Annotated in this window: 22 protein-coding genes; 11 read left to right on the top strand and 11 right to left on the bottom strand. The window is 56.3% G+C overall.

What is annotated here, in order from left to right; all coding sequences use genetic code 11:
* Positions 1-76: 76 nt before the first annotated feature.
* The gene (gene ascF, locus AC1RKC_RS18945; protein WP_262255863.1) at positions 77-1,519 is read right to left on the bottom strand and encodes a PTS cellobiose/arbutin/salicin transporter subunit IIBC; all 1,443 of its coding nucleotides are present in this window, start codon (positions 1,517-1,519) and stop codon (positions 77-79) included.
* 532 nt (positions 1,520-2,051) lie between these two features.
* Here ascF and AC1RKC_RS18940 point away from each other — a divergent pair.
* On the top strand, positions 2,052-3,074 hold the full coding sequence (locus tag AC1RKC_RS18940) for a LacI family DNA-binding transcriptional regulator (protein ID WP_174573695.1): 1,023 nt from the start codon (positions 2,052-2,054) through the stop codon (positions 3,072-3,074).
* A 17-nt stretch (positions 3,075-3,091) separates the two neighbouring features.
* Here the strand turns inward: AC1RKC_RS18940 and AC1RKC_RS18935 are convergent, their stop codons facing one another.
* From AC1RKC_RS18935 to AC1RKC_RS18905, 7 genes are all read right to left on the bottom strand, one after another.
* Entirely contained in the window at positions 3,092-3,820 is a 729-nt protein-coding gene (locus AC1RKC_RS18935) for a Fic family protein (protein WP_046374600.1), read from the bottom strand.
* Positions 3,817-4,080: a hypothetical protein gene (locus tag AC1RKC_RS18930; RefSeq protein ID WP_041415195.1), complete on the bottom strand. Its 264-nt coding sequence runs from the start codon at positions 4,078-4,080 to the stop codon at positions 3,817-3,819. The genes AC1RKC_RS18935 and AC1RKC_RS18930 overlap by 4 nt, the downstream gene beginning before the upstream one ends.
* Positions 4,081-4,191: 111 nt before the next feature.
* Positions 4,192-5,154 (bottom strand): GTPase, encoded by a 963-nt coding sequence (gene yjiA / locus AC1RKC_RS18925; RefSeq protein WP_414618539.1) that lies wholly within the window; start codon positions 5,152-5,154, stop codon positions 4,192-4,194.
* Positions 5,155-5,166: 12 nt separating this feature from the next.
* Positions 5,167-5,370, bottom strand: a complete 204-nt coding sequence (locus tag AC1RKC_RS18920; protein WP_004953088.1) for a YbdD/YjiX family protein — start codon at positions 5,368-5,370, stop codon at positions 5,167-5,169.
* Positions 5,371-5,437: 67 nt separating this feature from the next.
* Positions 5,438-7,618, bottom strand: coding sequence for a carbon starvation CstA family protein (locus AC1RKC_RS18915; protein ID WP_046374598.1), 2,181 nt, complete (start codon positions 7,616-7,618; stop codon positions 5,438-5,440).
* A gap of 364 nt (positions 7,619-7,982) precedes the next feature.
* Entirely contained in the window at positions 7,983-8,693 is a 711-nt protein-coding gene (locus AC1RKC_RS18910) for a trehalose-6-phosphate synthase (RefSeq protein ID WP_048762866.1), read from the bottom strand.
* Between the two features lie 33 nt (positions 8,694-8,726).
* A complete protein-coding gene (locus AC1RKC_RS18905) occupies positions 8,727-10,106 on the bottom strand; it encodes a glutamine synthetase family protein (RefSeq protein WP_261448607.1) in 1,380 nt (459 codons plus the stop codon).
* 258 nt (positions 10,107-10,364) lie between these two features.
* On the opposite strand from AC1RKC_RS18905, the gene AC1RKC_RS18900 reads away from it, so the two are divergent.
* Positions 10,365-10,679, top strand: coding sequence for a hypothetical protein (locus tag AC1RKC_RS18900; protein WP_261104354.1), 315 nt, complete (start codon positions 10,365-10,367; stop codon positions 10,677-10,679).
* A 39-nt stretch (positions 10,680-10,718) separates the two neighbouring features.
* Here the strand turns inward: AC1RKC_RS18900 and yncE are convergent, their stop codons facing one another.
* A complete protein-coding gene (yncE, locus tag AC1RKC_RS18895; RefSeq protein WP_048762869.1) occupies positions 10,719-11,795 on the bottom strand; it encodes a 7-bladed beta-propeller protein YncE in 1,077 nt (358 codons plus the stop codon).
* A 587-nt stretch (positions 11,796-12,382) separates the two neighbouring features.
* Here yncE and AC1RKC_RS18890 point away from each other — a divergent pair.
* On the top strand, positions 12,383-13,519 hold the full coding sequence (locus AC1RKC_RS18890; RefSeq protein WP_020825050.1) for a porin: 1,137 nt from the start codon (positions 12,383-12,385) through the stop codon (positions 13,517-13,519).
* A 57-nt stretch (positions 13,520-13,576) separates the two neighbouring features.
* Here the strand turns inward: AC1RKC_RS18890 and AC1RKC_RS18885 are convergent, their stop codons facing one another.
* On the bottom strand, positions 13,577-14,395 hold the full coding sequence (locus AC1RKC_RS18885) for an AraC family transcriptional regulator (protein ID WP_020825051.1): 819 nt from the start codon (positions 14,393-14,395) through the stop codon (positions 13,577-13,579).
* 116 nt (positions 14,396-14,511) lie between these two features.
* On the opposite strand from AC1RKC_RS18885, the gene AC1RKC_RS18880 reads away from it, so the two are divergent.
* The 8 genes from AC1RKC_RS18880 (at position 14,512) to AC1RKC_RS18845 (ending at position 22,881) form a co-directional block, all read left to right on the top strand.
* Positions 14,512-14,907 (top strand): hypothetical protein, encoded by a 396-nt coding sequence (locus AC1RKC_RS18880; protein WP_020825052.1) that lies wholly within the window; start codon positions 14,512-14,514, stop codon positions 14,905-14,907.
* Positions 14,908-14,922: 15 nt separating this feature from the next.
* Positions 14,923-15,801 (top strand): helix-turn-helix domain-containing protein, encoded by an 879-nt coding sequence (locus tag AC1RKC_RS18875; protein WP_020825053.1) that lies wholly within the window; start codon positions 14,923-14,925, stop codon positions 15,799-15,801.
* 171 nt (positions 15,802-15,972) lie between these two features.
* Positions 15,973-16,893 carry a L,D-transpeptidase family protein gene (locus tag AC1RKC_RS18870; RefSeq protein ID WP_041414166.1) on the top strand — a complete coding sequence of 307 codons (921 nt, stop codon included), beginning with the start codon at positions 15,973-15,975 and terminating at the stop codon, positions 16,891-16,893.
* Positions 16,894-17,399: 506 nt separating this feature from the next.
* Positions 17,400-17,807, top strand: coding sequence for an ExbD/TolR family protein (locus AC1RKC_RS18865; protein WP_020825056.1), 408 nt, complete (start codon positions 17,400-17,402; stop codon positions 17,805-17,807).
* A gap of 1 nt (position 17,808) precedes the next feature.
* Entirely contained in the window at positions 17,809-18,561 is a 753-nt protein-coding gene (locus AC1RKC_RS18860; protein ID WP_490635012.1) for an energy transducer TonB family protein, read from the top strand.
* Between the two features lie 39 nt (positions 18,562-18,600).
* Positions 18,601-20,841, top strand: coding sequence for a TonB-dependent receptor family protein (locus AC1RKC_RS18855; protein ID WP_490635013.1), 2,241 nt, complete (start codon positions 18,601-18,603; stop codon positions 20,839-20,841).
* A 143-nt stretch (positions 20,842-20,984) separates the two neighbouring features.
* Complete coding sequence (locus AC1RKC_RS18850; RefSeq protein WP_260629309.1) at positions 20,985-21,635, top strand: MotA/TolQ/ExbB proton channel family protein; 651 nt, start codon at positions 20,985-20,987, stop codon at positions 21,633-21,635.
* Positions 21,628-22,881: a phospholipase D-like domain-containing protein gene (locus tag AC1RKC_RS18845; protein WP_261139445.1), complete on the top strand. Its 1,254-nt coding sequence runs from the start codon at positions 21,628-21,630 to the stop codon at positions 22,879-22,881. The genes AC1RKC_RS18850 and AC1RKC_RS18845 overlap by 8 nt, the downstream gene beginning before the upstream one ends.
* Positions 22,882-22,902: 21 nt before the next feature.
* On the opposite strand, the gene AC1RKC_RS18840 is transcribed toward AC1RKC_RS18845, so the two are convergent.
* Positions 22,903-23,982 (bottom strand): hypothetical protein, encoded by a 1,080-nt coding sequence (locus tag AC1RKC_RS18840; RefSeq protein ID WP_020825061.1) that lies wholly within the window; start codon positions 23,980-23,982, stop codon positions 22,903-22,905.
* Between the last annotated feature and the right edge of the window lie 71 nt (positions 23,983-24,053).

The following is a 24,053-nucleotide window of genomic DNA, read 5'->3' as shown; positions in this document are numbered from 1 at the left end:
GCTGACTAAGCTCCTGGGGATGTACGGCCTTGCCGCCGTGATGCAACACCAATTATGTAGGGTAAAAAATAGTGTGTTAATGGGTCGCGTTAGCGGTATTGGCCGCAGGCGCGGTTGTCGTTGGGGCCTCTTCGCTTTCCGGAATGTCTTCAAAGCCCAACAGCAGCGTGAGCACGAATGACAGCACCACGGAAAGCACCATCACGCCGCCGACCCAGACAATGCTCATCGGGTTCGACGGGTCAAAGAACTGCACGCTGGTGAACAGACCGGGCGAAGCCATCGAATGGCTGGCTAATCCGCCAATGCCGGCGACGGCGCCGCAGATAAAGCCGCTGATCAGGCTGGCGATTAATGGGCGTTTGAGCCGCACCGCCACGCCGTACAGCGCCGGTTCGGAAATGCCCGCCACAATGGCGGAAGCGGCGGCGGCCAAGGCGGTCTGGCGCAGCTCGCGGTTCTTGGTTTTGAACGCCACCGCCAGCGAAGAGCCGCCGAGCGACAGGTTGGCGCCAATCTCCGAAGGCATCACCATGCCTTCTTTGCCGGTTTCGGCGATGGTCTGAATGATGGTCGGGGTGAAGACTCGGTGCATGCCGGTCATCACCAGCAGCGGCCAGATCGCCCCCATAATGGCGACGGAAAGCCAGCCCAAATAGCCATGCACGGTATACACCAGCGCCGAGATACCGCTGCCGATCCAGATGCCCAACGGGCCGATCAACACAATTGCGATCGGCGCGGCGATCAGCACAATCAGCATCGGCTTAAGGAAGTTCTTGGTCACCGCCGGGGTGATGCGATCGACCCATCGTTCGATATACGACAGGATCCAGGTCATCACCAGCGCCGGGATCACCGTGTAGGTGTATTTCACCGCCGTCACCGGAATGTAGGCGAACTCCACCGCCTGGCCCTGCGCCGCCTTGGCCATCAGATCGATAAAGTTAGGGTGCAACAGCACACCGGCAATGGCGATCGCCAGCGACATGTTGGTTTTGAATTTAAGGGCGGCCGACGCGGCGACCATCACCGGCAGGAAGAAGAACGCGCCGTCGCCAATCACATTGAGGATGATCAGCGTCGACGAGCCTTTGTCGAACACGCCAGCCATATCCAGCATCATCGCCAGCAGCTTCACCATCGAACCGCCGATGATGGCCGGGATCAGCGGCGACATGGTGCCGACCAGCGCGTCGAGGATCCCGGCGCCAATGCTTTTCAGGGTGATTTTACGCTTTGCCGGTGCGGCCGCGGGGGCGTTACCCGGCATGCCGAGCGCCAGCACCGCCTGATAGGCTTTCGACACTTCGTTGCCGATGATCACCTGGCACTGCTCGCCGCTGTGCACCACGCCCATCACGCCGCTAATCGCTTTGAGTCTTGGCGTGTCGATCAGCGCCTTGTCTTTCACCACGAATCGCAGGCGGGTCATGCAGTGCGTAACGGCTTCGACGTTCGCGCGGCCGCCCAACGCATCCACGATGGCGTGCGAGATCTCTGTGTAGTTCTTCGGCATGGAGTATCGTCTCTTAGATTATGGGTATACCCGTCATACTTGAAGCTGCATCTGTGTTGGCTGCGTTATAAGACCCATCGTGGGTCTTGCCCCTTCAGGGCCGCTGCAAGCAGCGTTCAAATCTGTTCCCGACAGATTTGTCACTCACCCGAATCACTTACTTGAGTAAGCTCATCGGGATGAGACTCGCTGGCCGCGTTACTCGGCAAAGCCTCGCCCCGTTGGGGCCAGCGCAAGCGCTGTTCAACAAAACCCTTGGTTTTGTTGTGATGCCGCTCCAATTATTTAGGGTATAAGTACGCGCCTGGGCGATCCGCCGTTCCATCTCAATGAAACGCCCACAAGAAACCGGTTTCACAAAATCATGCTGATCTGTTTTAACTCTGGCAAGAATTATGATTTTTTGGTTTTTCATTTCGTGAGGTCAGTCACTTTAAGGCTGGGAAGGGCGGCAACGGCAGGCGCGAAAACATTCCAAAGGTGGGGCGTCTTGGGTAGACTGCGCGGAACCCTGGATTTTGACGGCGCAGAGATGGCAACAATACTTGAGGTGGCAAAAAGGGCCGGCGTTTCTAAAGCGACGGTGTCCCGCGTGTTATCCGGCAGCGGCTATGTGGGCCCGGAGAAGCGCGAACGGGTAGAGAAAGCCATCGCCGAGACCGGCTATCGGCCCAATCTGCTGGCGCGCAACCTCGCCACCAAAACCACTCAGACCATCGGGCTGGTGGTCACCAACACGCTGTACAGCGGCAACTATTTCAGCGAGCTGATGTTCCAGTCGGCGCGCATCATGGAAGAGCACGGCCGCCAACTGATCCTGGCGGACGGCAAGCACACCGCCGAAGAAGAAAAGGCCGCCATTCAATTCCTGTTGGACCTACGCTGCGACGGCGTGATCATCTACCCGCGCTTTCTGTCGATCGCGGAAATGGACGAGATCATTTCCCAGCACAAACAGCCGATCCTGGTGATCAACCGTCGGTTAAGGCTGAACGACAGCTACTGCATCTTCAGCGATCAGCACGCCACCAGCGCGGCGGCAGTGGGGCACCTGATCGAACAGGGGCACCGCGATATCGCGTTCATCACCGGCTCGCTGGATTCGCCCACCGGGCTGGAGCGGCTTTCCGGCTATAAAGCCGCGTTGGCGGAGCAGGGGATCGCCGTCAATAGCGCCCTGATTGTCGAGGGGAAGTGGAATGCGCAAAGCGGCATGGCGGCGGTTGATACGCTGGTGGCCAGCGGCAGCGCTTTCAGCGCCATTGTCGCCAGCAACGACGAGATGGCTATCGGCGCTATCAAGCGGTTGACGGAGCGCCAAATTCCGGTGCCGTCCGCCGTTTCGGTGATTGGTTTTGATGACATCCCGCTGGCGCCTTATACCATCCCTTCGCTCTCCAGCATGAAAATGCCGGTAACCGACATGATCAAGGAAACCATCAATCGGCTGGTGTCGATGCTGGACGGCGGCGAGCTGAGCAAGCGCCCCACCTTCCCGGCCAGCCTGATCCTGCGCGATTCGGTAGCGGCGGGGCCTTATTTTCAGAAGGGGTAAGGGGGAGGCGGGTTTTATTATTTCCCACGGTACGTCATATAAATTTTTTGAATTTCAGGATCATCCAGACTGCCGTAGGAGATATTTTCTTTATCTAAGCCATCCAGCCCTTTTATCCCTCCGATGATGGTCGGCCAGTCATCACGGCTTGATATGTCGACGACAAAAGGCTGCAGATAATGGTCAAGATGTCTCTGAGAGGGGGCGTTTATCTCGTCAGTCAAAGCCTGGAGATAGTCATTTTTATTGCTCTCTGGCCAGTTAATGGTGAATCCGGCACGGAAGCTGAGTTCCATAAACACCAGCAAAATAGTACGGCCATTGCCGTCAAGAAAGGGATGCGCAAAAGCCAATAATCCCATAACCTCCCCTGGCCGTTCCCTGAAGCGTTCCTTGTCCACTGCGAGTCGCAGTGCATAATCAACGGCCAGACGAATAGAATCAGGTCGCTCAAAGACAGTATGGCGCGAATTTTTCTCTGAGCCTTTGAAGACGGCCAGATGAGGAACTAGTTCATTTCGATCCTTTCCCGCCCAAGGATAGAATTCAGAGAAAAGAATTTCGTGAACTTTAAGAACAGACGAGTAGTTGATGTGCTTTGTTTGGGCGAGATAACTGAGGGCATCTTCGATACTTAATTCGAAAGAGAGATGTTCAGACTTTTTTATTTCAGCCGGTTCTTTGAGGTGCAGGGTATTCTGAAGATAGCCAGCAGCATCAAAGTCGCCGAACGGGTCAAAAATCATGTTGTTAATTTCTTGCGGGCATTCCTTTGTTCAAGGAAGTAACGACCCTGAAGGCTAAGTATTTCAGACTTGGTAAGCACACCTTTGCGTTTAAGATTAACCATGAGTTGTTCAACGTCATCCAATTCGACGGTGTCGTCAGCCAGACCAGTAATGGCAACCGCCATACGGCTAATGCCGTCGCGGTAATCTGTAATTTCATGATCTTTTGCGAGTTTATGGACATAACGTGCAACACTAACGAGAGATCTTTGCGGCATTTTGGCATCCTCAGTCATTGCTCATATTTTAGCATGCCACTGCTGTTCTGTCTTCGCAGCGCAACCTATGATGGCACTTCAGATTGCGCCACTTAACTCGAAAGGGCTCTATCAACCCAACTCGGCAAACCTTGCCCGGATCTCCTCCTCCGGCAAATCTACGCCAATAAACACCAAGGTGCTGCGGCGCTCTTCCTCCGGCAGCCACTCGCGATCCCAGTCTGCGTTATACAGCCGTTGTACGCCCTGGAATAACAGCCGGCGCGGCTCGTCCTTGATCGACAAAATGCCCTTATAACGCAGCAGGCTGTCGGCGTATTCCAGCAGCAGGCCCTCCATTACTTCGGAAATCTGCATCAGCTCCAGCGGTTGGTCGTGGTACACCACGATCGAACCAATGTTGTTTTGCGCTTGCGGAATGCGGCGGAACAGCGGCGCCGGCGGCGTCAGGGTCAGCTTGTCGTTCAGCACAAAACCTTCGATGTCGAACAGTACGCTGAGATCGATATCGCCGTGCGTCACTTTATACACCGGTGCGCGGGCGTTCATCTGCTGCAGGCGTTGGATCAGCGCTTCGCAGTCCGGTGCCACGTCGGTTTTGGTCAGCAGAATGCGGTCGGCGTAGCCCACCTGCGCCTGCGCGATGCTGAACTGGGTCAGTTGTTGGTCAGCATGTGCGGCGTCCGCCAGGGTGATGATGCCGTCCAGCAGGAAGCGTTGGCAGAGGATCTCGTGCGAGAAAAAGGTCTGGGTGATTGGGCCGGGATCGGCCATGCCGGTGCATTCGATGATCAATCGATCGAACGCCAACTGGCCCTGGTCTACGCCGTCCAGCAAGTCCAGCAGCGCATCGGCCAGTTCGTTGGATTTGCTGCAGCAGATGCAGCCGTTGCTCAGGGTGGTGATGCGGCTGGCGCGGTCGCCAATCAGCGCATTGTCGATCGGCACTTCGCCGAATTCGTTTTCGATTACCGCAATCTTGTAGCCGTGCTCGGCGTTGAGAATATGGCGTAGCAGAGTGGTTTTACCGGCGCCCAAAAAGCCGGTCAGAATGGTGACTGCGATGGGTTTCATTACGGGTCCTTATTAACAGCAGCGCATGCCGCCTTTGCCGTCCCCACCGTAGCGGGCCTGCTGGCGTTCGCGGAAAAACTCTTTATAGGTCATCACCGGTTTGTCCGGGTGGTTGTCTTTCATGTGCTGGACGTAGGTATCGTAGTCGGGCACGCCCACTAACATGCGCGCTGCCTGACCGAGGTATTTCCCCGCCTGGCCGAGATTTCCGAACATCGCCTTCTCCCCAAAAAATTACCCTGCATAACAGCTTTCATTATGCAGGGTATCCGTTAAATCACCATCAGTGCTGCGGTGAAACTTTGACGTCCCCCTCAGTTACGCCGTTGGAGGGCGCTTCTTCAGGCACCGGCACGTACGGCGTTTCCTGGTCGCTGCGGTTCGGGTTTTTATGCGCCGCCATGGCGGTTTTCACCCCGTAGAAGATGATGCTGTACACCACCAGCAGGAACAGAATGCTCAGCCCGGCGTTGGTGTAGTTGTTCACCACGATATGGTTCATGTTAGCCACTTGCTGAGCGGTCAGCTCGGCACCGCCTTCGGCGATTTTGCGCTTGTACTCACCGGCCTGGAAGAAGAAGCCTTCCAACTGAGGATTGTCGCTGAACAGCTTCAGACCCAGGGCGTAAGTGGTACAAATCAGCAGCCATACCGCCGGCAGCACGGTGACCCAAATGTATTGGGTACGCTTCATCTTAATCAGCACCACGGTACCCAACACCAGCGCCACGGCGGCCAGCATCTGGTTGGAGATGCCGAACAGCGGCCACAGGCTCTTCACGCCGCCGAGCGGATCGACCACCCCTTGATACAACAGGTAACCCCACAGGCCAACGCAGCCGGCGGTGCCGACAATACCGGCCACCAGCGAGTCGGTTTTTTTCAGGAACGGCACGAAGTTGCCCAGCAGGTCCTGCAGCATAAAGCGGCCGGAACGGGTACCGGCATCCAGCGCGGTCAGAATAAACAGCGCTTCAAACAGAATACCGAAGTGGTACCAGAAGCCCATGTTGGCGCCGGGAATGATCTGGTGGAACACGTGGGCGATACCCACTGCCAGCGTAGGTGCGCCACCGGCGCGGTTCAGTACCGAAGGCTCGCCGATGTCCTTGGCGGTCTGCAGGATCTGTTCCGGGCTGATGACAAAGCCCCATGAGCTGACGGTCGCCGCCGCGTGGGCGGTCACATCTTTCAGTGACGCCATGATCATCGGCGCATCTTCGGTACCCAAACGGTGCAGGTCAGGCATGGTGATGCCCAGTGCTGCCGGCGGGGTGTTCATGGCGAAGTACAGGCCCGGCTCGATAATCGAAGCCGCCACCAACGCCATGATGGCCACGAAGGACTCCATCAGCATCGCGCCGTAACCGATAAAGCGCGCGTCTTTTTCATTGGCCAGCAGCTTCGGCGTGGTGCCGGAGGCGATCAACGCATGGAAGCCGGACACGGCGCCACAGGCGATGGTAATGAACAGGAACGGGAACACCGAGCCTTTCCACACCGGGCCTGTCCCGTCGACAAACTGGGTGATCGCCGGCATTTTCAGCTCAGGGTTGAGGATCACGATGCCAATCGCCAGCCCGACGATAACGCCAATTTTCAGGAAGGTCGCCAGATAGTCGCGCGGCGCCAGGATCAGCCAGACCGGCAGCAGGGCGGAAACGAACGCATAACCAATCAGCGTATAGGTGATGGTGGTGTCTTTAAAGGTCAGCGCCGGGCCCCAGTACGGATCGTGGGCAATCACGCCGCCGAACCAGATGGAAGCTACCAGCAGCACGATGCCAATGATCGACACTTCGCCCACCCGTCCCGGACGCAGGAAGCGCATGTAAACGCCCATAAACAGGGCAATCGGCACGGTGGAACAGACGGTGAACACGCCCCACGGGCTTTCCGCCAGCGCTTTCACCACGATCAAGGCCAGCACCGCCAGGATGATGATCATGATCAGGAAGCAGCCAAACAGCGCGATGGTCCCCGGTACCGGGCCCATTTCCTTTTTGATTATCTCGCCAAGCGAAGCGCCGTTGCGGCGCGAGGAAATGAACAGCACCATAAAGTCCTGCACCGCCCCCGCCAGCACCACGCCGCCCAGTAGCCACAGCGTGCCGGGCAGGTAGCCGACCTGCGCTGCCAGCACCGGGCCCACCAGCGGGCCAGCCCCGGCAATGGCGGCGAAGTGGTGGCCGAACAGCACGTTTTTGTTGGTTGGCACGTAGTTCAGGCCGTCGTTATTGACCACCGCCGGCGTCGCGCGGAAGGCGTCCAGCTTCATCACCTTGGTGGCGATGTACAGGCTGTAATAACGGTAAGCCACCAGATACACCGCCACCGAGGCGACGATGATCCACAGCGCGCTGATGTGTTCGCCACGGCGCAGCGCAACCACGCCCAGGCAGGACGCGCCGAGTATTCCCAGCAGCATCCAGGGTATGTGTTTTAAAATTCCCTCTCTGTTCATTGAGGTGTCCTTAGTTCAAATCTGCAAAATGAATGAGTTAACCCGCTTATAAGATGTTTCAGGCACGCGGCCCGGTGCGGATAACGTTCGGGTACGAACTCTAAATAATTCGAGTGGCATTGAGGCGGCAAGGGCGCGAAGCCCGATGAACTTACATAAGTAAGTGATTCGGGTGAGCAATCGTAGCCAACAACGATGCAACTTGAAGTATGACGAGTTTAGGAACAGCTCATCATTGCGGGTTGGGGCTGGGGAAGACATGCGAATTTCAGTCAACGGTGCTATAGGGTGCCGAACGGTTGAAATCCCGGGGTGAGCGGTTGGGCGTTGCAGGGGGAGTGGCAACGCCCCACCGAGGGCCGGGTCAGTAAATCTTTCTGGCGTTGATCCCAGCGGGGAAAATGCCGGTGGCGAAGATGTGCCCGTTAACCTGCAGCTGGCCGTCGGGCAGCATTTCGACCGGGTATTCGTGGGTCAGATAACTGAGAAAGTTATTGCGGTCGTCGAGCGTCTGAAAGCCGATCAGATCGTAGAAAAACAGCGATTCGATTAAGCCGTGGTGCTCGGGGATCTGTCTGAGCAGCGCCGTCGATGGGAACGGCAAATGGAAGAAGAACGCGCAGGGGTTCAGCAACCCCTGTTCTTTCAGCGCCTGGCCGCAGGGCAACAGCTGGTAATCATCAATACAGATGATGTCGTTCGGGCAAACATACTCGCAGGCGATATCGGCGAAATGCCGGTTGAGTTGCCGATAAGCGCGGTAGTTCTCCGGCGTGAAATGCGCCTTCTCCGGGTGGTTATGGAACACTGGCCACAGGCCGTCGTGATAGTAGCCCTGATAGTGGAAGTGAAACTCCTCGGTCGATAACGGAAAGGTCACCTGCTCGTAGCCGCTGCGGTGCTGGTAACTGACTGGGCGCAGCGGCGCATCGCCAAAGTTCTGTACGTCACCGTTCCAGCCCAGCCACAACCCGCGATCGTCGTCGCTCTGGCTGTCAGGCGATAGGGCCTGCGTAGCGCAGGCCAGATCTTTGCCGTCACACTGCTTATTCGAGATCAAAACCAAACGAGACATGCTGCGTTCCTTGTTCAGGTTACGAATAGGGGGTTAAAGCATCCAGCGGGTTTCCGCTTCGGTGACCTGCGCTTCAAAGCGGCGCAGCTCGGCGCTCTTACAGGTGTGCCACAGCGCGGCAAACGCTGGGCCGAGGCTTTCCTGCAACGGTAGCGTTTGCCGGAATAACGTCAATGCTTCCTGCTGGCTGAGCGGCAGTGCCACCGCGTCGCCATTTTCATAGCCGTTGCCGCAGGCTGCCGGCGGCAGGGGTTGCGTGTGCTCCAGCCCATACAGCATGCCGCTCAGCATCGCCGCTACGGCCAGATACGGGTTGGCATCGGCCCCGGCCAGCCGGTATTCGATGCGCTGGTTGGCATGGTCGGCGCAGGGTAAACGCAGTGCCACCGTGCGGTTATTGTGCCCCCAGGAGGCGCGCAGCGGCACGTGCATACCGGGACGAAAGCGGCGGAAGGCGTTAACGTTGGGCGCGAATATCGCCATCGAGGCTGGCATCAGCGCCAGCATGCCCGCCATCACCTGCGTCATGGTGGCGCTCAACTCGCCCGGCAGGCTTGCCAGCAGGTTGTTGCCCTGCTCATCCTGCAGGCTGATATGAAAATGCAAACCGCTACCGGCGGCCTGAGCACAGGGCTTGGCCATAAAGCAGGCGTGCTGGTGGTGTTTCTCGGCGATCTGGCGCGTCAGCCGCTTCAGGGCCAGCACCTGATCGCAGGCCTCCAGTACGCGAGCGCTGTGATGCAGATTCAGCTCATACTGGCCGGAGGCGGCTTCGGCGACCACGCCGGTCAGCGGCAAGGCCTGCAGCCGGGCCTGATGTTCGATGTCATTGAGCAACGCCTGGTGGCGCTCCGGTGCATCGACAGAAAAACTCTGCGTCGGGCACTGTCCGGCCTCAGCCGGTTGCTGCTGCGGATCCTGCAGATAAAACTCCAGCTCTGCCGCCACGACCGGGAAGTAACCCTTGGCATGCAGGCGTTTGAGCACCCGTTGCAGCACCACACGCGGCTCCAGTTCGCAGGCGTCGCCGTCGGCATTTTTCATCGTCAGCAGCAATTGGGCATGGTGCTGCGGATCGCGGGCGCAGGGCCGCAAGGTTCCGGGCACCGGCAGACACAACCTGTCCGGCTCGCCGGCCTGCTGGCCCAGCCCGCTTTCTTCAATGACCTGGCCGCCAAGATCCATGGCGTAGATCGACAGCGGGAAATAACAGCCTTTATCCAGCGCAAACACCTCGGCGACAGGCAGCCGTTTCCCGCGGAATTGACCGTTCAGATCGTTGAGATAAATATCGACGTGTTCGGTGTCCGGATAGCGCTGTAAATACTGTTCCACTTCTTTGTGGAATGAACGCGCCTGCGAAGCAGGAATATCTGCCAGCAGTGGGTTAAAACCAATAACGTTAGCATGCATGGCAGCCCCCGAAATGAATTAAAGCCGCGGGGGAAATTATTATCAGGGCAGGGGATAAACACATGAGGCATCCGTCTCGTAAGGCCATATTGGCGATGTAATGATGTTATCTGCGCCCCTAAAACCTGTCTGTAAAAACGCCGTAACTTTATTTATAGCCGGAATAAAAAAGGTGTAAATAAGGGGCGTGGCTCTGATGGCCGAAGAATAAATGGCTGCATATACTGCTGAGAGCGACGTTATTCAGGAGAGAAAATAATGATCAGAGTTTTTATCGTGTTTGCCGCCGTGATGACGGCGTTCAGCGCCGGGGCCTCCTCTGAAGCAGCATGGGCCAGCGGCGATAAAGCACTGCAAACCGCCTGCCTGAAAGCCAGCAGTTTGAAAGGGGCCAAAGCCGTCGGCAGCATTATCCATTATGGTGACGACATCGGTTACTCGGCCCTGTTGATCGCTGGGCGCTATCCGCAGGCGTTTATGCATAACAAAGCGCGCAGAGAACTGTGCCTTTACCAGCGAGCCACTAAAAAGGCGGTGGTTCAGGACGCTGACGGGCTGGCGGGAAAGCCATAGCTACCGATCAAAAAAGGGCGCCGGGGCGCCCTTATGCCGTTATTTCAACGCGATACGGATCACGTCGTCCGGCGCCGTGGCTTCTTTCTCGCGGCTGGAAGCCTGTTTGACGCTCACGTACAGCGTCTGGCCATCCGGTGACAGCGCCAGGCTGTTCGGATGGGTTGGGGTCTTGATGGTTTGCAGCAGCTTGTAGTTCTTGGCGTCGATCACGCTGACCTGGCCTGCCTGACGATGGGTGACATACACCTCATTGCGCGTCGGGTTGAACAGGACCGCCAGTGATTCCGGCACGTCGATTTTGCTCAGAATCTTGCCGTCGCGGGTATCGACCACCAGCACCTGGGCCTGCTTGGAGTCGGTGATAAAGGCGCGATGCGTGGCAGGATCCAGGCTGATGTTCAGGAAGAAGTGCTCTTTGGACTCGTCCAATTTCTTGCGGCTGAGCACCTTGTTGGTTTTGGTGTCGATAGTCACCAGCTCGCCGTCGGCGTTGGTCACGTACAGGCGGCTTGCGGCCGCATCCAGTGCCAGACCGGTACCGTATTTGCCGGTTTCGGTGATGGTGGTGCGCAGGGTCAGGTCTTTGCCGTCTACCACCCAAACCACGCTGGATTCACCCAGCCCGGTGATATACAGGGTGTCGGTGGTGGCGTCGGCCACCAGCTCACGCGGTGCCAGCGGTTTTACCGTTTCGGAGCGTTTACGCGCATCCAGCACCAGGCGGCCTTTGACCTCACCGGTTTTACCGTCGATGGCAGTGACCGAGTTATTGACGGTGTTGCCGAAGAACAGCGTGTCGGTTTTGCTATTAATGGCCGCGCCGAAAGGTTTGATATCGTTGTGAATGATCTGGGTGATATCCAGCGTTTGCGGATCCAAACGATACACCACGCCGCCTTTGTCCAGCTTGCGGCTTTGCGAAGTGGCCAGATACAGCGCGTTCTCGCCCTGGCTGTAGACCATCTCGTAAGCGCCTTTGCCGACGGGCTTACGCAGCAGTTCCGGCTCGCCCTGGGCCAGCAGCGGGGCGGAAAACAGCATTGAAGTCAGCAGCAGCAGTGGGAAAGCGGCGCGTGCGCCAAAGCGGCGGCTGGTCGTTGTTGCAGAGTTCATAACCTCTCCATGGAGTTAAAATGCCTGTCGCCGCAGGGCGGTTGCCCAGAGGCTAAAAAGCTCAACATTGAATTCAAAGCAAAATCCGGCCGGTCGCATCGTGGCGCGCCGGGCCTTCTGTTTGCGAATAATAATCATTATTCATGCCGGAGGGGAGTGATTTCTACCCAGGCTGGGGTGAAAATCACAATGTGAAGAGTGGGTGGAGGGTGATCGTTGCCGTGTCGCTGCGTGGGGTTCCTGGTTTTCCTTGTTGGCAGATAACAAATAATTAATTTAGCTGCGTTATTGTTTGGTCGCTGTAATAATATTTATTTGTTATCTCTTATAATAAAAACCCGATAATAACGGAGGTTTCTTTGGGTTAAAAACTCCTGCTTTGTACGTTATGTGAGCGGTTAATTACATTGTCTTGCATTGAATTACAGTTGAATACTTTTGTGGTGAAAAAGTCATCCTGTGGTGGATAATCTCAGGTTATGACATGAATTTTTATAACTTGCGTCATTTGCACACATCGGGTAATTGTTTATGCGTGGCTCAAGACCACCGTATTTATAACAATAATTTTTCGGGCAGGGGTAATAATGAGATATATAAAAACGCCAATATTCATTGGCGGCGTTGTGCTGTCGGCGTTATCCGCCGGCGCGCAGGCAGAAATCACCATTCTGGATAAAAACCCGCAAAGCAATGTGTTGCTGGCACCGCTGAGTTTGAAAGTTGGCGGCAGTATTCGCCCCGAGTGGATATTTAATAATGGCCCGGAGCCGGGATATTATAAAAATGGTCATGATGGCGGCACGCGCTTTCGCTTCAGCGGTGACTATGCGCTGACGCAGGATACCTCGGTTATCGGCTACTACGAGTGGGGCGTCGATCTGGCACACGCGCTGAGCTGGGACGGCCACTACAACGAAGACGGCAAACGCGACTATCAGCGCCAGCTGTACGGTGGCTTCAAAGATGACCGCTACGGCACCTTAACCTTTGGTCACCAATACGGCATTTATTATTCGGTTGTCGGCATTAAAAGCGACGTCTGGGATAACGATGGTCATGCGGGCGGCACCGGCATTGGCATTTCCGGCGACTACGACGGCGGTAATAAACCGAAGAACAGCCTGAAATACACCAATGATTTTGGGCCGGTCACCTTATACGCCAACTATTTATTACCAGAAGACGATTTGCACACGGCGGATAATCTCATCTATCGCCGTAAAGGCGGCGGCGGGTTGGGGTTTGATTATAAGGCGACGAAGGAATTAACCTTCAGCGCGGCCTACAGCTACACCGACGCAAAAATCAAAGACAATCAATATAACGAGAAAGAGTATCACCAGCAGTTGTCCGGCACCGCGCTGACCTGGCAACCGAATAACTGGTATATCGTCGGGACCGCCAGCTATTACAAAGACTATGTGCCGAGCACCCGTGAACGTACCTTGTCGCATTATTTCGCCGGGAGCGGTTACGGGGTAGAAGGCTTTGTCGGTTATACCTTTAATATCGACAAGCCTTTCCTGAAATCGATCCAGCCTTATGTGGCCGCGGACTCGCTGCAATTGAAGGGCGACGAGGAGTACCACGCCAATCACGTTTACCTTGGGGCGGGTACCACCATCGGCTACGGCCTGTCGGTGTATGTGGAACGGACGCTGGCCAACAGCAGCGACAACGAACCGGACTCCACCTGGGTGACGGTGTTCTACGACTTCTGATCGCTCCTGACAAATTTTCCAGGCCGGCCTCGTTGCCGGCCTTTTTGTCTGGTTATTTCACAAGGTGATCCAACCACCCTGCGCCCGATCCGCCGCGGTTTTCTCCGCCAGATAGCGTGCCGGCGGTTTGCCGACGGCTTTGCGAAACATGGTGACGAAGCCACTGGCGCTCTCATAGCCCAAATCCAGCGCCACCCGCTGTACGGTCTCCCCCTTGGTCAGGCGTTGCAGCGCCAGCATCACGTGCAGTTGCCGTCGCCAGTGGCCAAAGCTCATGCCCATTTGCTGCTGCAGGGTGCGGTTGAGGGTGCGTTCGCTCATGCCAATGCGCTGAGCCCATTGGCTGAGGGTGGCTTTGTCCGCCGGATCGGCCAGCAGGCGCTCGGTCAGTTGGCGAATGCGCGCGTCATTGGAGACCGGTAAGTGCAGGTTCTCAATCGGCGCGGCGGCCAATTGATCCAAGAGTACGCCAATCAGTCGCCCTTCAGCGCCTTGCTCGTCATACAGCGGATCAAACCCGCTGGCCTGCAACAGCAGTTCGCGCAGCAACGGCGAAACGGCCAACGTACAGCAGCTGGTCGGCAACCCGGCGATGGCAGCCTGATCGACAAACAGCGCGTAACATTCGGTGGCCCCGGTACCCTGAGCGTTGTGCAGCACGTTGCTGGGCATCCAAAGCGCACACTGCGGCGGAACCAGCCACAGGCCGTTTTCCACTTCGCAGCGGATCATGCCGCGCATCGTATAAATCAGCTGCGCTTTTTGGTGCCGGTGATGGGCGACTTCCCAATCCTTGTTAACGGTGGAACCCTGCACGGCAAAAACTGCCCGGGGCACCCGATCGATATCGAAAAGCGGTTGAGTGACAAAAGGCATGAGAATAATTCTCAATTTGGCGCAAATGAAAAACATTATGTCCTGATTGTGCAATGTGGTCTAGTGCTTCCGCCGATAAAGTAAGCGCACGTTTCCGAACTCTTAGGAGAAATCTCATGTCATTAGATTCTGCAACCTTCCCACTGGTCTGGATGCGTCAGCAAGCCGCCGGCGAACCGAAAGATACCCTCGCCGAATTTGCCGAATTCAGCACCTTGCTGCAGCGTGAACAGCCGTTTGTGCTGCTTTGCGATCGTCGTATGGACGAAAGCGGCGAGCAGGATCGCGACGAGCGTACCCAGGTCGCCCTGTGGAAACGCGATCACCGTGAGGCGTTAGCGAAATGGGTTAAAGGTATGGTGCTGATCGAGCCGGACGACATGCGCCGAAAGGCGGCGGAAGAGTTTGTCGATTTCGCCAGCCGTTTCTGGGGTTATCCGGTGATGGTGGTGGCCAGTGAGCAACAGGCCCATGAGCTGGCACAACGCCTGCTCGAGCAGCGGGAACAATAATTAAAAGGAAGCGCCATGTATCAGCAACAGGTAATTGCGCAACTGCTGGCCTGGATTGAAGCAAACCTCGACCAGCCGCTGACGCTGGACGATATTGCCGCCAAATCCGGCTATTCCAAATGGCATTTGCAGCGGCTGTTCAAGCAGTTGACCGGCCATATTCTGGGCACTTACGCCCGGCGCAGACGTTTGACCGCCGCCGCGCGGGAGCTGCGGCTCACCCATACCGGCGTGGCCTGCATTGCCGATAAGTACCAGTTCGATTCCCAGCAGACCTTCACCCGTTGCTTCAAAAAACAGTTCGGTTTGCCGCCGGCCGGCTATCGCCGCAGTGCGGATTGGTCCAGCCACGGCATGCAGCCGCCGCTGCGGATGGCAGAAGGCCCATTGCCTCAGGGGAGTATTGTCACTCTGCCGGCCATGCAGCTGGTGGGGCGTACCCAGCGTCGCAGCTGCACTCTGGGGCAAATGCAGCATTCGAAAAATGAGCTGCGCCAGTACGTCTGGAACCAGGTGCTGCAACCCGAAGTCGCGCCACCGGCGGTAGTCTACGGCCTCACCAGTCTGGAAGCGGACAACCGACAGCTTGATGGTCAACGCATGGCCTATACACTGGCGCTGGCAGATGAACAGGCCGAAGGGGAGCAGATCCTGATCGAGCAGGGCGATTACGCCAGCTTTACCTATCAGGGGCAGGTCGAAGAGTTGCCAAACTTCGTCGATCGCCTGTACGACTCCGCGATGCCCATGATGAAAGCTGTGCGCCGTCCCGGACAGGATATCGAGCGTTTTTACCCTGCACAGGGAGAGGTTTGTAATGCACGCGGTACGGCGATCCGCTGTGAATATCTGATCCCGATTCGCCGAACGTCACCGCCGGCCGCTGTGCTTTAACGGCAGTTTTCACAGAAAAACCTCTTCGTGCTGCACCAGGTTACAAAAAAGTTCGATATTGCGCTGGTAATGTTTCACACTTAGGCCGATGTGCACATATAATGCGCATCCGGTCATTTATGGCCGCATAACCTATATTGATAACTGCCAGTGGCCACTACCAACACGAAGATGAAAATGAGCATTCGCGCGTTACTAACCCTGTTTACGGCACTGGTGGCTTTCAGCCAGGCTGCCTTCGCCGTTGTATATCCGTTGCCTGCCAAAGACAGCCGTCTGGTGGGTGAGAACATCCAGATCACCGTACCGGAAGACAGCAAGCTGCCGCTGGAGAGCTTTGCCGCTCAATACCAGATGGGCCTGAGCAATATGCTGGAAGCCAACCCGGGTGTGGATCCTTTCCTGCCGAAAGCGGGCAGCACTCTGACCATCCCACAGCAGTTGATCCTGCCGGATGCGCCACGTGAAGGTATCATCATCAACAGCGCCGAAATGCGTCTGTACTACTACCCGAAAGGCACCAACACCGTGATCGTGTTGCCAATCGGTATCGGCCAGTTGGGCAAAGATACGCCGCTGAACTGGACTACCACCGTGCAGCGCAAGAAAGACGGCCCAACCTGGACGCCAACCGCCAAGATGCGTGCGGAATACGCCGCGGACGGCGAGATCCTGCCTGCAGTATTCCCGGCTGGTCCGGACAACCCTATGGGGCTGTACGCGCTGTACGTCGGTCGTCTGTATGCGATCCACGGTACCAATGCCAACTTCGGTATCGGTCTGCGCGTGAGCCACGGTTGTGTGCGTCTGCGTGCTGACGACATCAAGTTCCTGTTCGAAAACGTTCCGGTCGGCACTCGCGTGCAGTTCATCAACGAGCCGATCAAAGCCAGCGTTGAGCCGGACGGTTCCCGTTACATTGAAGTGCACAACCCACTCTCTGCTAACGAAGAACAGCTGAAGTCCAAAGATCCGGTGCCGTTGACCATCTCTGCGCCAGTGGGCAAAGTGATGATGGACCCGGCGGTTAACCAGAGCGAAGTGGACGCGGCAATCAAAGCCCGTTCCGGTATGCCGGTTAAAGTGAACTGATTGATTCAGTCGCTGTAGAAAAGGCGCCTTAGGGCGCCTTTTTTTATGGCTAAAAAACACCGTTTTGCGCAGGCCTCCGCAGTTCTTTGCTTTTCGTTACCGCTGCCGCTTTAAAGGTCGGGTACTGTTAGCAAAAAACAGATTTTCTCGTTGCCTTAAACGGGCATCGCGAAGCTGTAGGTGGGCCAAATTGCGACGGGAAACTGTCGGGAGGCCCGTCGCTGAAACTTCTTTCTCTGGTGCAAAAACGCGACCTGAAGATCTTGCTGTAGAGTGTCAGAATAATCACAGCTTACCTGCCTATGCATCACCGCTATAAATCCTTCCTGGTAATTATTCCTCAAAAAATCATCGTTAATTAATTGGTTATATATCCCCTCCGACCAGTGATTGCCTGAGAAAAAACTCTCAAAACCTCTGCATTGTGAAAATAAGATCACACAAACGTAACAAAAGATAAACATAGGCTCTCTATATTGGCTGCTTTGCTTTTGGGAGGGAGTGCCATGCGTAACTGGAACGAGCCGAAAAAGAACAAAGCGCACATCGAACTGATCCCGATGATCGACGTGATGATGTTTTTGCTGGTGTTTTTTGTGTTGATTAGCCTGAACGTGATCCCGGCCCTTGGCCTGAAGACTCAGTTGCCGTCCGCCGGTAGCGCTCAGCAATTGAAGCCGCAGAAGAAGGCGATCATTACCCTGGGCGCGGAGGAGCAACTGCAGCTCGACGGCCAGCCGATAGCGCTGAGCGCGCTGGTCAGCACGCTGAAGCAACAGCAGCAGGAAAACCAGACCACCACCATTATCGTTAACAGCGACAAAGGCGTTGCGGTAGAGCGCTTGGTCGCGGTGATGGATAACCTGCGCCAGGGCGGTTTCTTCTCCGTCTCCATCGCCACACGGAAGCTGTGACATGTATCTGCTCTATCGCTCACGTCACCTTTTCAGCTGGTTGCCGGCGCTGATCGTCGCGGGCTGCGTGCTGTTCGCCAGCCAACAGGCGGCGCTGAAAATTCAGCCGCGCTATGACGAAACCGCCATGGAGCTGGCATTGGTCGAGCCGGAACCTCAGCCGCAGCCGGAACCGGAGCCGCCGGTGGAAACCCCGCCGCAACCCGAGCCACCGCCGCCGGAACCTGAGCCCCTTCCTGAACCTGTGGTGCCTGCACCTGAGCCGATTGTCGAGGCCAAACCGGTGCCCAAGCCACAGCCGAAACCCAAACCCAAGCCGGTGAAAGAGAAAGCCAAGCCGGTGGAAAAGGCCAGGCCCGCCGCGGTGCCGGCAGCGCCGAGGACCTTGGTCAGCAAGCCCGCCGCACAGCCCGTTCCGCCGGCTCCAGCGGCACCGAAGGTGAACGCGCAGGCAATCGAAAACGGTTATCTGCAGGCATTGCGCCATGAGCTGGAGCAGCGCAAGCGCTATCCCAGCGGGCGGCAGGCTTCGCTTGAACGGCCGCAGGGCAACGTCGAGGTGTGGCTGGAGGTGGATCGCAGCGGTCGGGTGATCTCTTCCGGCATCGCTAATAAGGCCTCCAGCATGCTGCTCAACCGTGCGGCGCTGAGCAGTTTGCAAAGTATCAGCCAGGTGAAGCCGTTCCCAACTGAGGCTTTCAACGGGCAAACAACCAAAAGATTTTCAGCCACGTTCAATTATCAGGCGCCTTGATGCCTGGCATAACAGTTTGATTTTTATGGGATGGAAACAATGAAATCTTTCAATCGATCTGGGGTTTATCTGGCAGTGATGTCGGCGATGTTACCGGGTGCCGTGCTGGCGGCGGACTCGACCGACGTCGGCACCATCAACGTTAAGGGGCAGTCGCTGGGCGGCGGCATGATGGTGCAGGAGGACAGCGCCAAGTCGCGTTCCACCATCACCAAAGAGGCGATGGATAAAATGCCGGCGGCGGCCAACGCCATCGACAAGCTGAAATACACGCCGGGCCTGAACGTCAACAGCGACGATGCCAGCGGTCTGAGCGGCGTTGATTACACCATGCGCGGTATGAGCTCCGATCAAATCGGCCTGTCGATGGACGGGATCCCGATTAATGATTCCGGCAACTATGCGGTTTACCCGAACCTACTGGGTGATTCGGAGAACCTGGGGGAAGTGTTCGTCACCCAGGGCTCCTCGGAAGCCGACGGCCCGCACATCGGCTCCAGCGGCGGCAATATTGGCCTGGTGACGCGGCGTCCGTCTAAAGACTTCGGCGGCTTCGTCAAACAGACGCTGGGCAGCAACAACCTGAGCAAAACCTTTGCCCGTCTGGAGACCGGTGAGTACAACGGCTTCAGCAACTGGATCTCCTATTCGCACACCGAGGCCAAAAAGTGGCGCGGAGAAGGGCGTTTGTACTCCGACAAGTTCGAGATGAACTCGTTGTATGAAGACGGTAACGGCAACAGCAGCAACCTGATCATGAAGTACAACCAGCAAAATAACGTCAACTACAACACACGCAGCAAGGCTCAGTTCGCGGAAGACCCCCGTGGCGATTATGACACCACGCCGTCCTACAATAACCGGGGCCAGCTGACTCGCTATTACAAGCTCAACCGTAATCCGTTCGAGAATTTCAACCTGACGTTCACTCAGAAGCTGCAGCTGCGCGACAACCTGGCGTTAACCCTGCAACCCTATTACTACTGGGGGAACGGCGGCAGCTTCAGCGGCCAGAGCGCATCGGTACTGTCCAGTACCTCGGATCGGGCCGGTCAGTATGACCTCAGCAACTTGCAGTCCAACACTTATTACCGTCCTTCCTGGACCCAGACCTGGCGGCCGGGTATCACCACCAAGCTGAAGTGGGACATCAACGATCAGCACAGCCTGGATATCGGCTACTGGTTTGAACGTGCGCGTCAGTCGCAGACCCAGCCGTTTATCGGCATCAAGGACGACGGCAACCCGCAGCAGCTCTCGGGTAAACCGGGCGGTTCCGATCAGGTGAAGGACGCCAACGGCAAAACCGTGCAGGGGCGTAACCAGTACACCATTACCCCGGCGCAAAAAGTGTGGCTGCAGGACACCTGGTTCGCGACGCCGGACTGGACCTTCGTCGGCGGGCTGGCCTATCAGTACGTTGAACGAAAAGGCGATAACAAGGGCAGCCTGTATAACGTGCCGGAAAAGCGTGATGCCAAATACCATGAATTTCTGCCGAACTTCAGCGCCAGCTACAAGCTGAACCCGGAAAACCAGGTGTTCTATAACCTGACGCGCAACATGCGCACCCCGCCAAACTACGTGTTGTACAACGTCGGCGATTCGCTTAGCACCAAGCCTGAACTGAGCTGGAACCATGAGCTGGGCTGGCGTTTCGAGCGTGAAGATATGCTGCTGAGCGCCTCGCTGTTCTACTTGCGCTACAGCGACCGTCAAATCTCTACCACCAATCCGGACGGTGACTACGAGATGATGAACATCGGCAACGTAGAGAACAAAGGGCTGGAACTGGAGTGGAGCGGCCAACTGCCGCATAACTTCAACTACTACACCTCGTACACCTATACCGAGTCCAAGCAGAAGAGCGACATTGTCAGCAACGGCGGCCTGCCGCTGCCGACCAGCGGTAAAGAAGTGCCGAACGTGCCGAAAAACCTGCTTAACGTGACCCTGGGTTATGACGACGGTTTGTATTACAGCAGCGTGAGCGGCAAGTACGTCAGTTCGTTCTACGGCGACCTGACCAATGACGAGAAGATTGGCGGCCGGACGGTATTCGATCTGGCGGCGGGGGTGCATTTGCCGGTGGACAAGAAGATCGTCAAGAGCGCGGCGCTCCGCTTCGGCATCAGCAACCTGTTTGACAAGGAGTACCTGACTTCGGTGCGCTCCACCACCTTCAACGCCGCGCCTTATAACGGCGTAAGGGCCAGCACGCCTTACTACAACGTCGGGGAAGAACGTACCTTCAGCGTATCGCTGGAAGCCACCTTTTAACTATTTATACCCTATGGCTTTCAAGTTGCAGCCAGGCGGCCAACTCGCTCATCCCCAGGCGCTTACTTAAGTAAGTAACTGGGGTGAGCGAGTGCAGGTAACAACGCTGCGGCTTGAAAGACGACGGGTAAGAGGACTGAACGATGAATGCCAATCTGCTACACGACATTATTTTCTACGTGATGTACGCCGCGCTGGCGATTGCACTGGTGATCATTATCGAACGTGCGTTGTATTTCGCCTATACCCAACGCCAGGCGCGTCGACTGGAGCAGGCGCTGACGTTGGATGTGCACCGCACGGCCGATCTGCCGGATGAGTTGACCCAGCGCAACAGCCTGCCGCTGGCGGTGATTTCACCGGTGCTGGAGCAAAAACACCGTGCCGGTGACCGCGAGGCAATCGGTGATTTGATCGACGCTCAGTATTTGTTGAGCAAGCCGCTGATGGCGCGGGGCCTGTGGTTGCTGGAAACTATCGTTACCGCGGCACCACTGTTGGGGCTGCTGGGCACGGTGATGGGGATTATCGAAACCTTTAAGGCACTGGCTGCCTCGGGAGTGTCCGAGCCGAGCCTGGTTTCTGCCGGGATGGGCACCGCGCTGTACGCTACCGGACTGGGTATCGCCATCGCGCTGCTGTGCCTGGTGGGGAACAACTATCTGCAAAGCCGCATGGAGCGCATTAACGAACTGTTGAAGGTACTGCTGATCCGCGCCGGTGCGCCGGGCAGCCGCCCGGAAAACGGCAACCGCGAGCAACGGGTTGACAGCGAGGTGCCGCGCTATGCCTAATGGCCGTCATTCATGGTGGCCATTAGGCCGCCTTTACACTGCGTTATGGGGTGGTTGCCTGTTGATGTTGAGCCAGAATGCGGCGGCGCGCTTTGAAATTCCCGGCTACGAGCTGGTGTATACCGCACCGGTAGAAACCGCGTTGCAGGCGGATGACCTGCGCAACACTGCCGAAGTGTGGCAGCAGATGTTTGATGCGGCGAAAACCCGCATCGATCTGGGCCAGTTCTACGTGGCGAACCAACAGGGTTCGCTGCTGGATGGCGTGCTGCAGCATCTTAAAGCGGCGGGGGAACGTGGGGTAAAAATTCGTTTCCTGATGGAGGAGAAGGGCATCCGCATTTCTACTCCCGAAACGCTGGAACAGCTTAAGGCGATCCCGAATCTGGAGCTGCGTATCATCCCTTACCAGCGGCTGAGCGGCGGCATTCTGCATGCTAAATACCTGCTGGTGGACGGTGAACAGGCGTTTGTCGGCAGCCAGAACTTTGACTGGCGCGCGCTGACGCACATCCATGAAACCGGGCTGCGCATCAGCGATGCCGGTGTGGTGCGGCAGATCCAGGCGATCTTCGAACAGGATTGGCAGGCGCAGGCGTTGCTGGCGGCGGAAAAACCGGTGCCCCAACTGACGCCCCAACCCACGGTAGAACCGCTGCAGAGCAATTACCTGGTCGCCAGCCCGCGTGCCTACAACCCGGCGGGCGTGATTGATTCGCAGCTTGAGCTGCCGCGCCTGTTGGCCTCGGCCAGGCAGCGAGTGCGGGTACAGGTGATGGACTACGCGCCGTTGTCTTTTGGCCCGGACCGCACCCGGCCTTACTACGCCGTGATCGATAACGCCCTGCGCAGCGCTGCCGCGCGCGGTGTGCAGATTGAGCTGATGGTCGCTAACTGGAATACCAAAAAGCCGGATATCGCCTGGCTGAAAAGCCTGGCGCTGGTGCCGAATGTGCAGGTGAAAGTGGTCACCATTCCGCCGGCAAGCAGCGGGTTTATCCCGTTTGCCCGGGTGATCCACAGTAAAATCATGACCATCGACGGCGAGATCGCCTGGGTAGGCACCAGCAACTGGACCGGCGGCTATCTGGACAATTCGCGTAATCTGGAGATTGTGCTGCACGACGTGAACATGAGCCAGCGGCTGGACAAGCTGTACAGCCAACTGTGGGACAGCCTTTACGCCGAACCGCTGAAACTGGATTACGACTACCCGACGCCCAAACCGGGCGGCGAATCTCAATAGTGTGAAATAGCGTGGTGGTTATTATTTATCGTTGGATGACGTTTCACATTTCTGCTCTTTAAAGGAAAGGGTGTTATCGCCAAAATAAGCAACGGAGACCACCCCTTTTTCCAATTCAGCGACTGTCGCTTCAGGGGGAAGATTATTACATTGGTAGTTGGGGTGATAATGAAGCTCAACAAGGAATTTTTTTGCGATAAGACTGAGGGTTGGTGAGCTGATGTCATAAGTACTTTGCATGCCTATGACCATTAAAGAAGCCAGTATGAGAGGCGCCGCTATGCGCGGCAGCATGATGAGCTTTTTCACTTCTAACTCTTTGTTCGCATCGGGTGAGAGATGTTTCTTCCCGGTAATAAGACGCTGCGCCGTGCGTTTAATAAAGTTCGGTGCAAATATTTGCAGCGGCATGGTGACGAACATTGGAATGAGAATGGCTAACCATTCCAATACGGCCATTGTGATAACGCATAGTAGGATGATGCTCAAGTAAGCGATGGGTGTATACAGGGTCGCGACTATCGTGGTCATTTCTGGGAAAAAACGCGCGTTAGTGTGGGTGAGTTCTGTTAGCCAACTCTTTGACATGGCAGTTGAAATGTAAAAGGCCAACGTTCCTATACCGGCTAGCAGGACTTTTCCTGCCAATCTTGCCCAGGTTTTTCTTATCACCCATTCACACCTGGATTTTAAATCTAACAGGGCTGCGAACGCATAGATCCCAATGCTGATCTGTAACATCAGCAGGCTTTGAGCGTTAATCAGGAAAGCGTAGGGAATTTGCAAGGTAATGAGAAATGTGGCGACATAAAGCAGGAACTCTGTCGCAAGCGATAGCTTATAAAATTGCCGGGTGTTGATCACTAAACGCCAATAGCGTCTGATTAGCTTTTTTTTGATTGTGGGAAACAGAGCAACGGTTCTAAGCAACAATAAGGTCGGCATCGCCATAAGCAAGCACAGGGTTATGGCATAAATAATATAATTTTTGTTGTAGAGAAATAGCGCGAAGAAGACCAGTAAAACGCTTACCACAAATTGGATGCGTCGTTTCCCCGGGGGGATCCTATTTAATATGGATTTGAGCGAGAGGCGGCTCATCATTAATTCCTTGAGAATCAAAAAATGGACGCCGCCCAGAGTAGCATTTTTTAGTCTGTCCTCATAACCAG

It is taken from the genome of Serratia sp. GW822-FHT06E05, from assembly GCF_058799445.1.
The sequence above is the reverse complement of the archived record's forward strand: the minus strand, read 5'-3'. Positions and strand labels throughout refer to the sequence as shown.

What these genes read in the sequence shown, in the direction of transcription:
- ascF (WP_262255863.1), bottom strand. Translation starts at nt 1,519, where the DNA reads ATGCCGAAGAACTACACAGAGATCTCGCACGCCATCGTGGATGCGTTG.
- AC1RKC_RS18940 (WP_174573695.1), top strand. Translation starts at nt 2,052, where the DNA reads ATGGCAACAATACTTGAGGTGGCAAAAAGGGCCGGCGTTTCTAAAGCG.
- AC1RKC_RS18935 (WP_046374600.1), bottom strand. Translation starts at nt 3,820, where the DNA reads ATGATTTTTGACCCGTTCGGCGACTTTGATGCTGCTGGCTATCTTCAG.
- AC1RKC_RS18930 (WP_041415195.1), bottom strand. Translation starts at nt 4,080, where the DNA reads ATGCCGCAAAGATCTCTCGTTAGTGTTGCACGTTATGTCCATAAACTC.
- yjiA (WP_414618539.1), bottom strand. Translation starts at nt 5,154, where the DNA reads ATGAAACCCATCGCAGTCACCATTCTGACCGGCTTTTTGGGCGCCGGT.
- AC1RKC_RS18920 (WP_004953088.1), bottom strand. Translation starts at nt 5,370, where the DNA reads ATGTTCGGAAATCTCGGCCAGGCGGGGAAATACCTCGGTCAGGCAGCG.
- AC1RKC_RS18915 (WP_046374598.1), bottom strand. Translation starts at nt 7,618, where the DNA reads ATGAACAGAGAGGGAATTTTAAAACACATACCCTGGATGCTGCTGGGA.
- AC1RKC_RS18910 (WP_048762866.1), bottom strand. Translation starts at nt 8,693, where the DNA reads ATGTCTCGTTTGGTTTTGATCTCGAATAAGCAGTGTGACGGCAAAGAT.
- AC1RKC_RS18905 (WP_261448607.1), bottom strand. Translation starts at nt 10,106, where the DNA reads ATGCATGCTAACGTTATTGGTTTTAACCCACTGCTGGCAGATATTCCT.
- AC1RKC_RS18900 (WP_261104354.1), top strand. Translation starts at nt 10,365, where the DNA reads ATGATCAGAGTTTTTATCGTGTTTGCCGCCGTGATGACGGCGTTCAGC.
- yncE (WP_048762869.1), bottom strand. Translation starts at nt 11,795, where the DNA reads ATGAACTCTGCAACAACGACCAGCCGCCGCTTTGGCGCACGCGCCGCT.
- AC1RKC_RS18890 (WP_020825050.1), top strand. Translation starts at nt 12,383, where the DNA reads ATGAGATATATAAAAACGCCAATATTCATTGGCGGCGTTGTGCTGTCG.
- AC1RKC_RS18885 (WP_020825051.1), bottom strand. Translation starts at nt 14,395, where the DNA reads ATGCCTTTTGTCACTCAACCGCTTTTCGATATCGATCGGGTGCCCCGG.
- AC1RKC_RS18880 (WP_020825052.1), top strand. Translation starts at nt 14,512, where the DNA reads ATGTCATTAGATTCTGCAACCTTCCCACTGGTCTGGATGCGTCAGCAA.
- AC1RKC_RS18875 (WP_020825053.1), top strand. Translation starts at nt 14,923, where the DNA reads ATGTATCAGCAACAGGTAATTGCGCAACTGCTGGCCTGGATTGAAGCA.
- AC1RKC_RS18870 (WP_041414166.1), top strand. Translation starts at nt 15,973, where the DNA reads ATGAAAATGAGCATTCGCGCGTTACTAACCCTGTTTACGGCACTGGTG.
- AC1RKC_RS18865 (WP_020825056.1), top strand. Translation starts at nt 17,400, where the DNA reads ATGCGTAACTGGAACGAGCCGAAAAAGAACAAAGCGCACATCGAACTG.
- AC1RKC_RS18860 (WP_490635012.1), top strand. Translation starts at nt 17,809, where the DNA reads ATGTATCTGCTCTATCGCTCACGTCACCTTTTCAGCTGGTTGCCGGCG.
- AC1RKC_RS18855 (WP_490635013.1), top strand. Translation starts at nt 18,601, where the DNA reads ATGAAATCTTTCAATCGATCTGGGGTTTATCTGGCAGTGATGTCGGCG.
- AC1RKC_RS18850 (WP_260629309.1), top strand. Translation starts at nt 20,985, where the DNA reads ATGAATGCCAATCTGCTACACGACATTATTTTCTACGTGATGTACGCC.
- AC1RKC_RS18845 (WP_261139445.1), top strand. Translation starts at nt 21,628, where the DNA reads ATGCCTAATGGCCGTCATTCATGGTGGCCATTAGGCCGCCTTTACACT.
- AC1RKC_RS18840 (WP_020825061.1), bottom strand. Translation starts at nt 23,982, where the DNA reads ATGAGCCGCCTCTCGCTCAAATCCATATTAAATAGGATCCCCCCGGGG.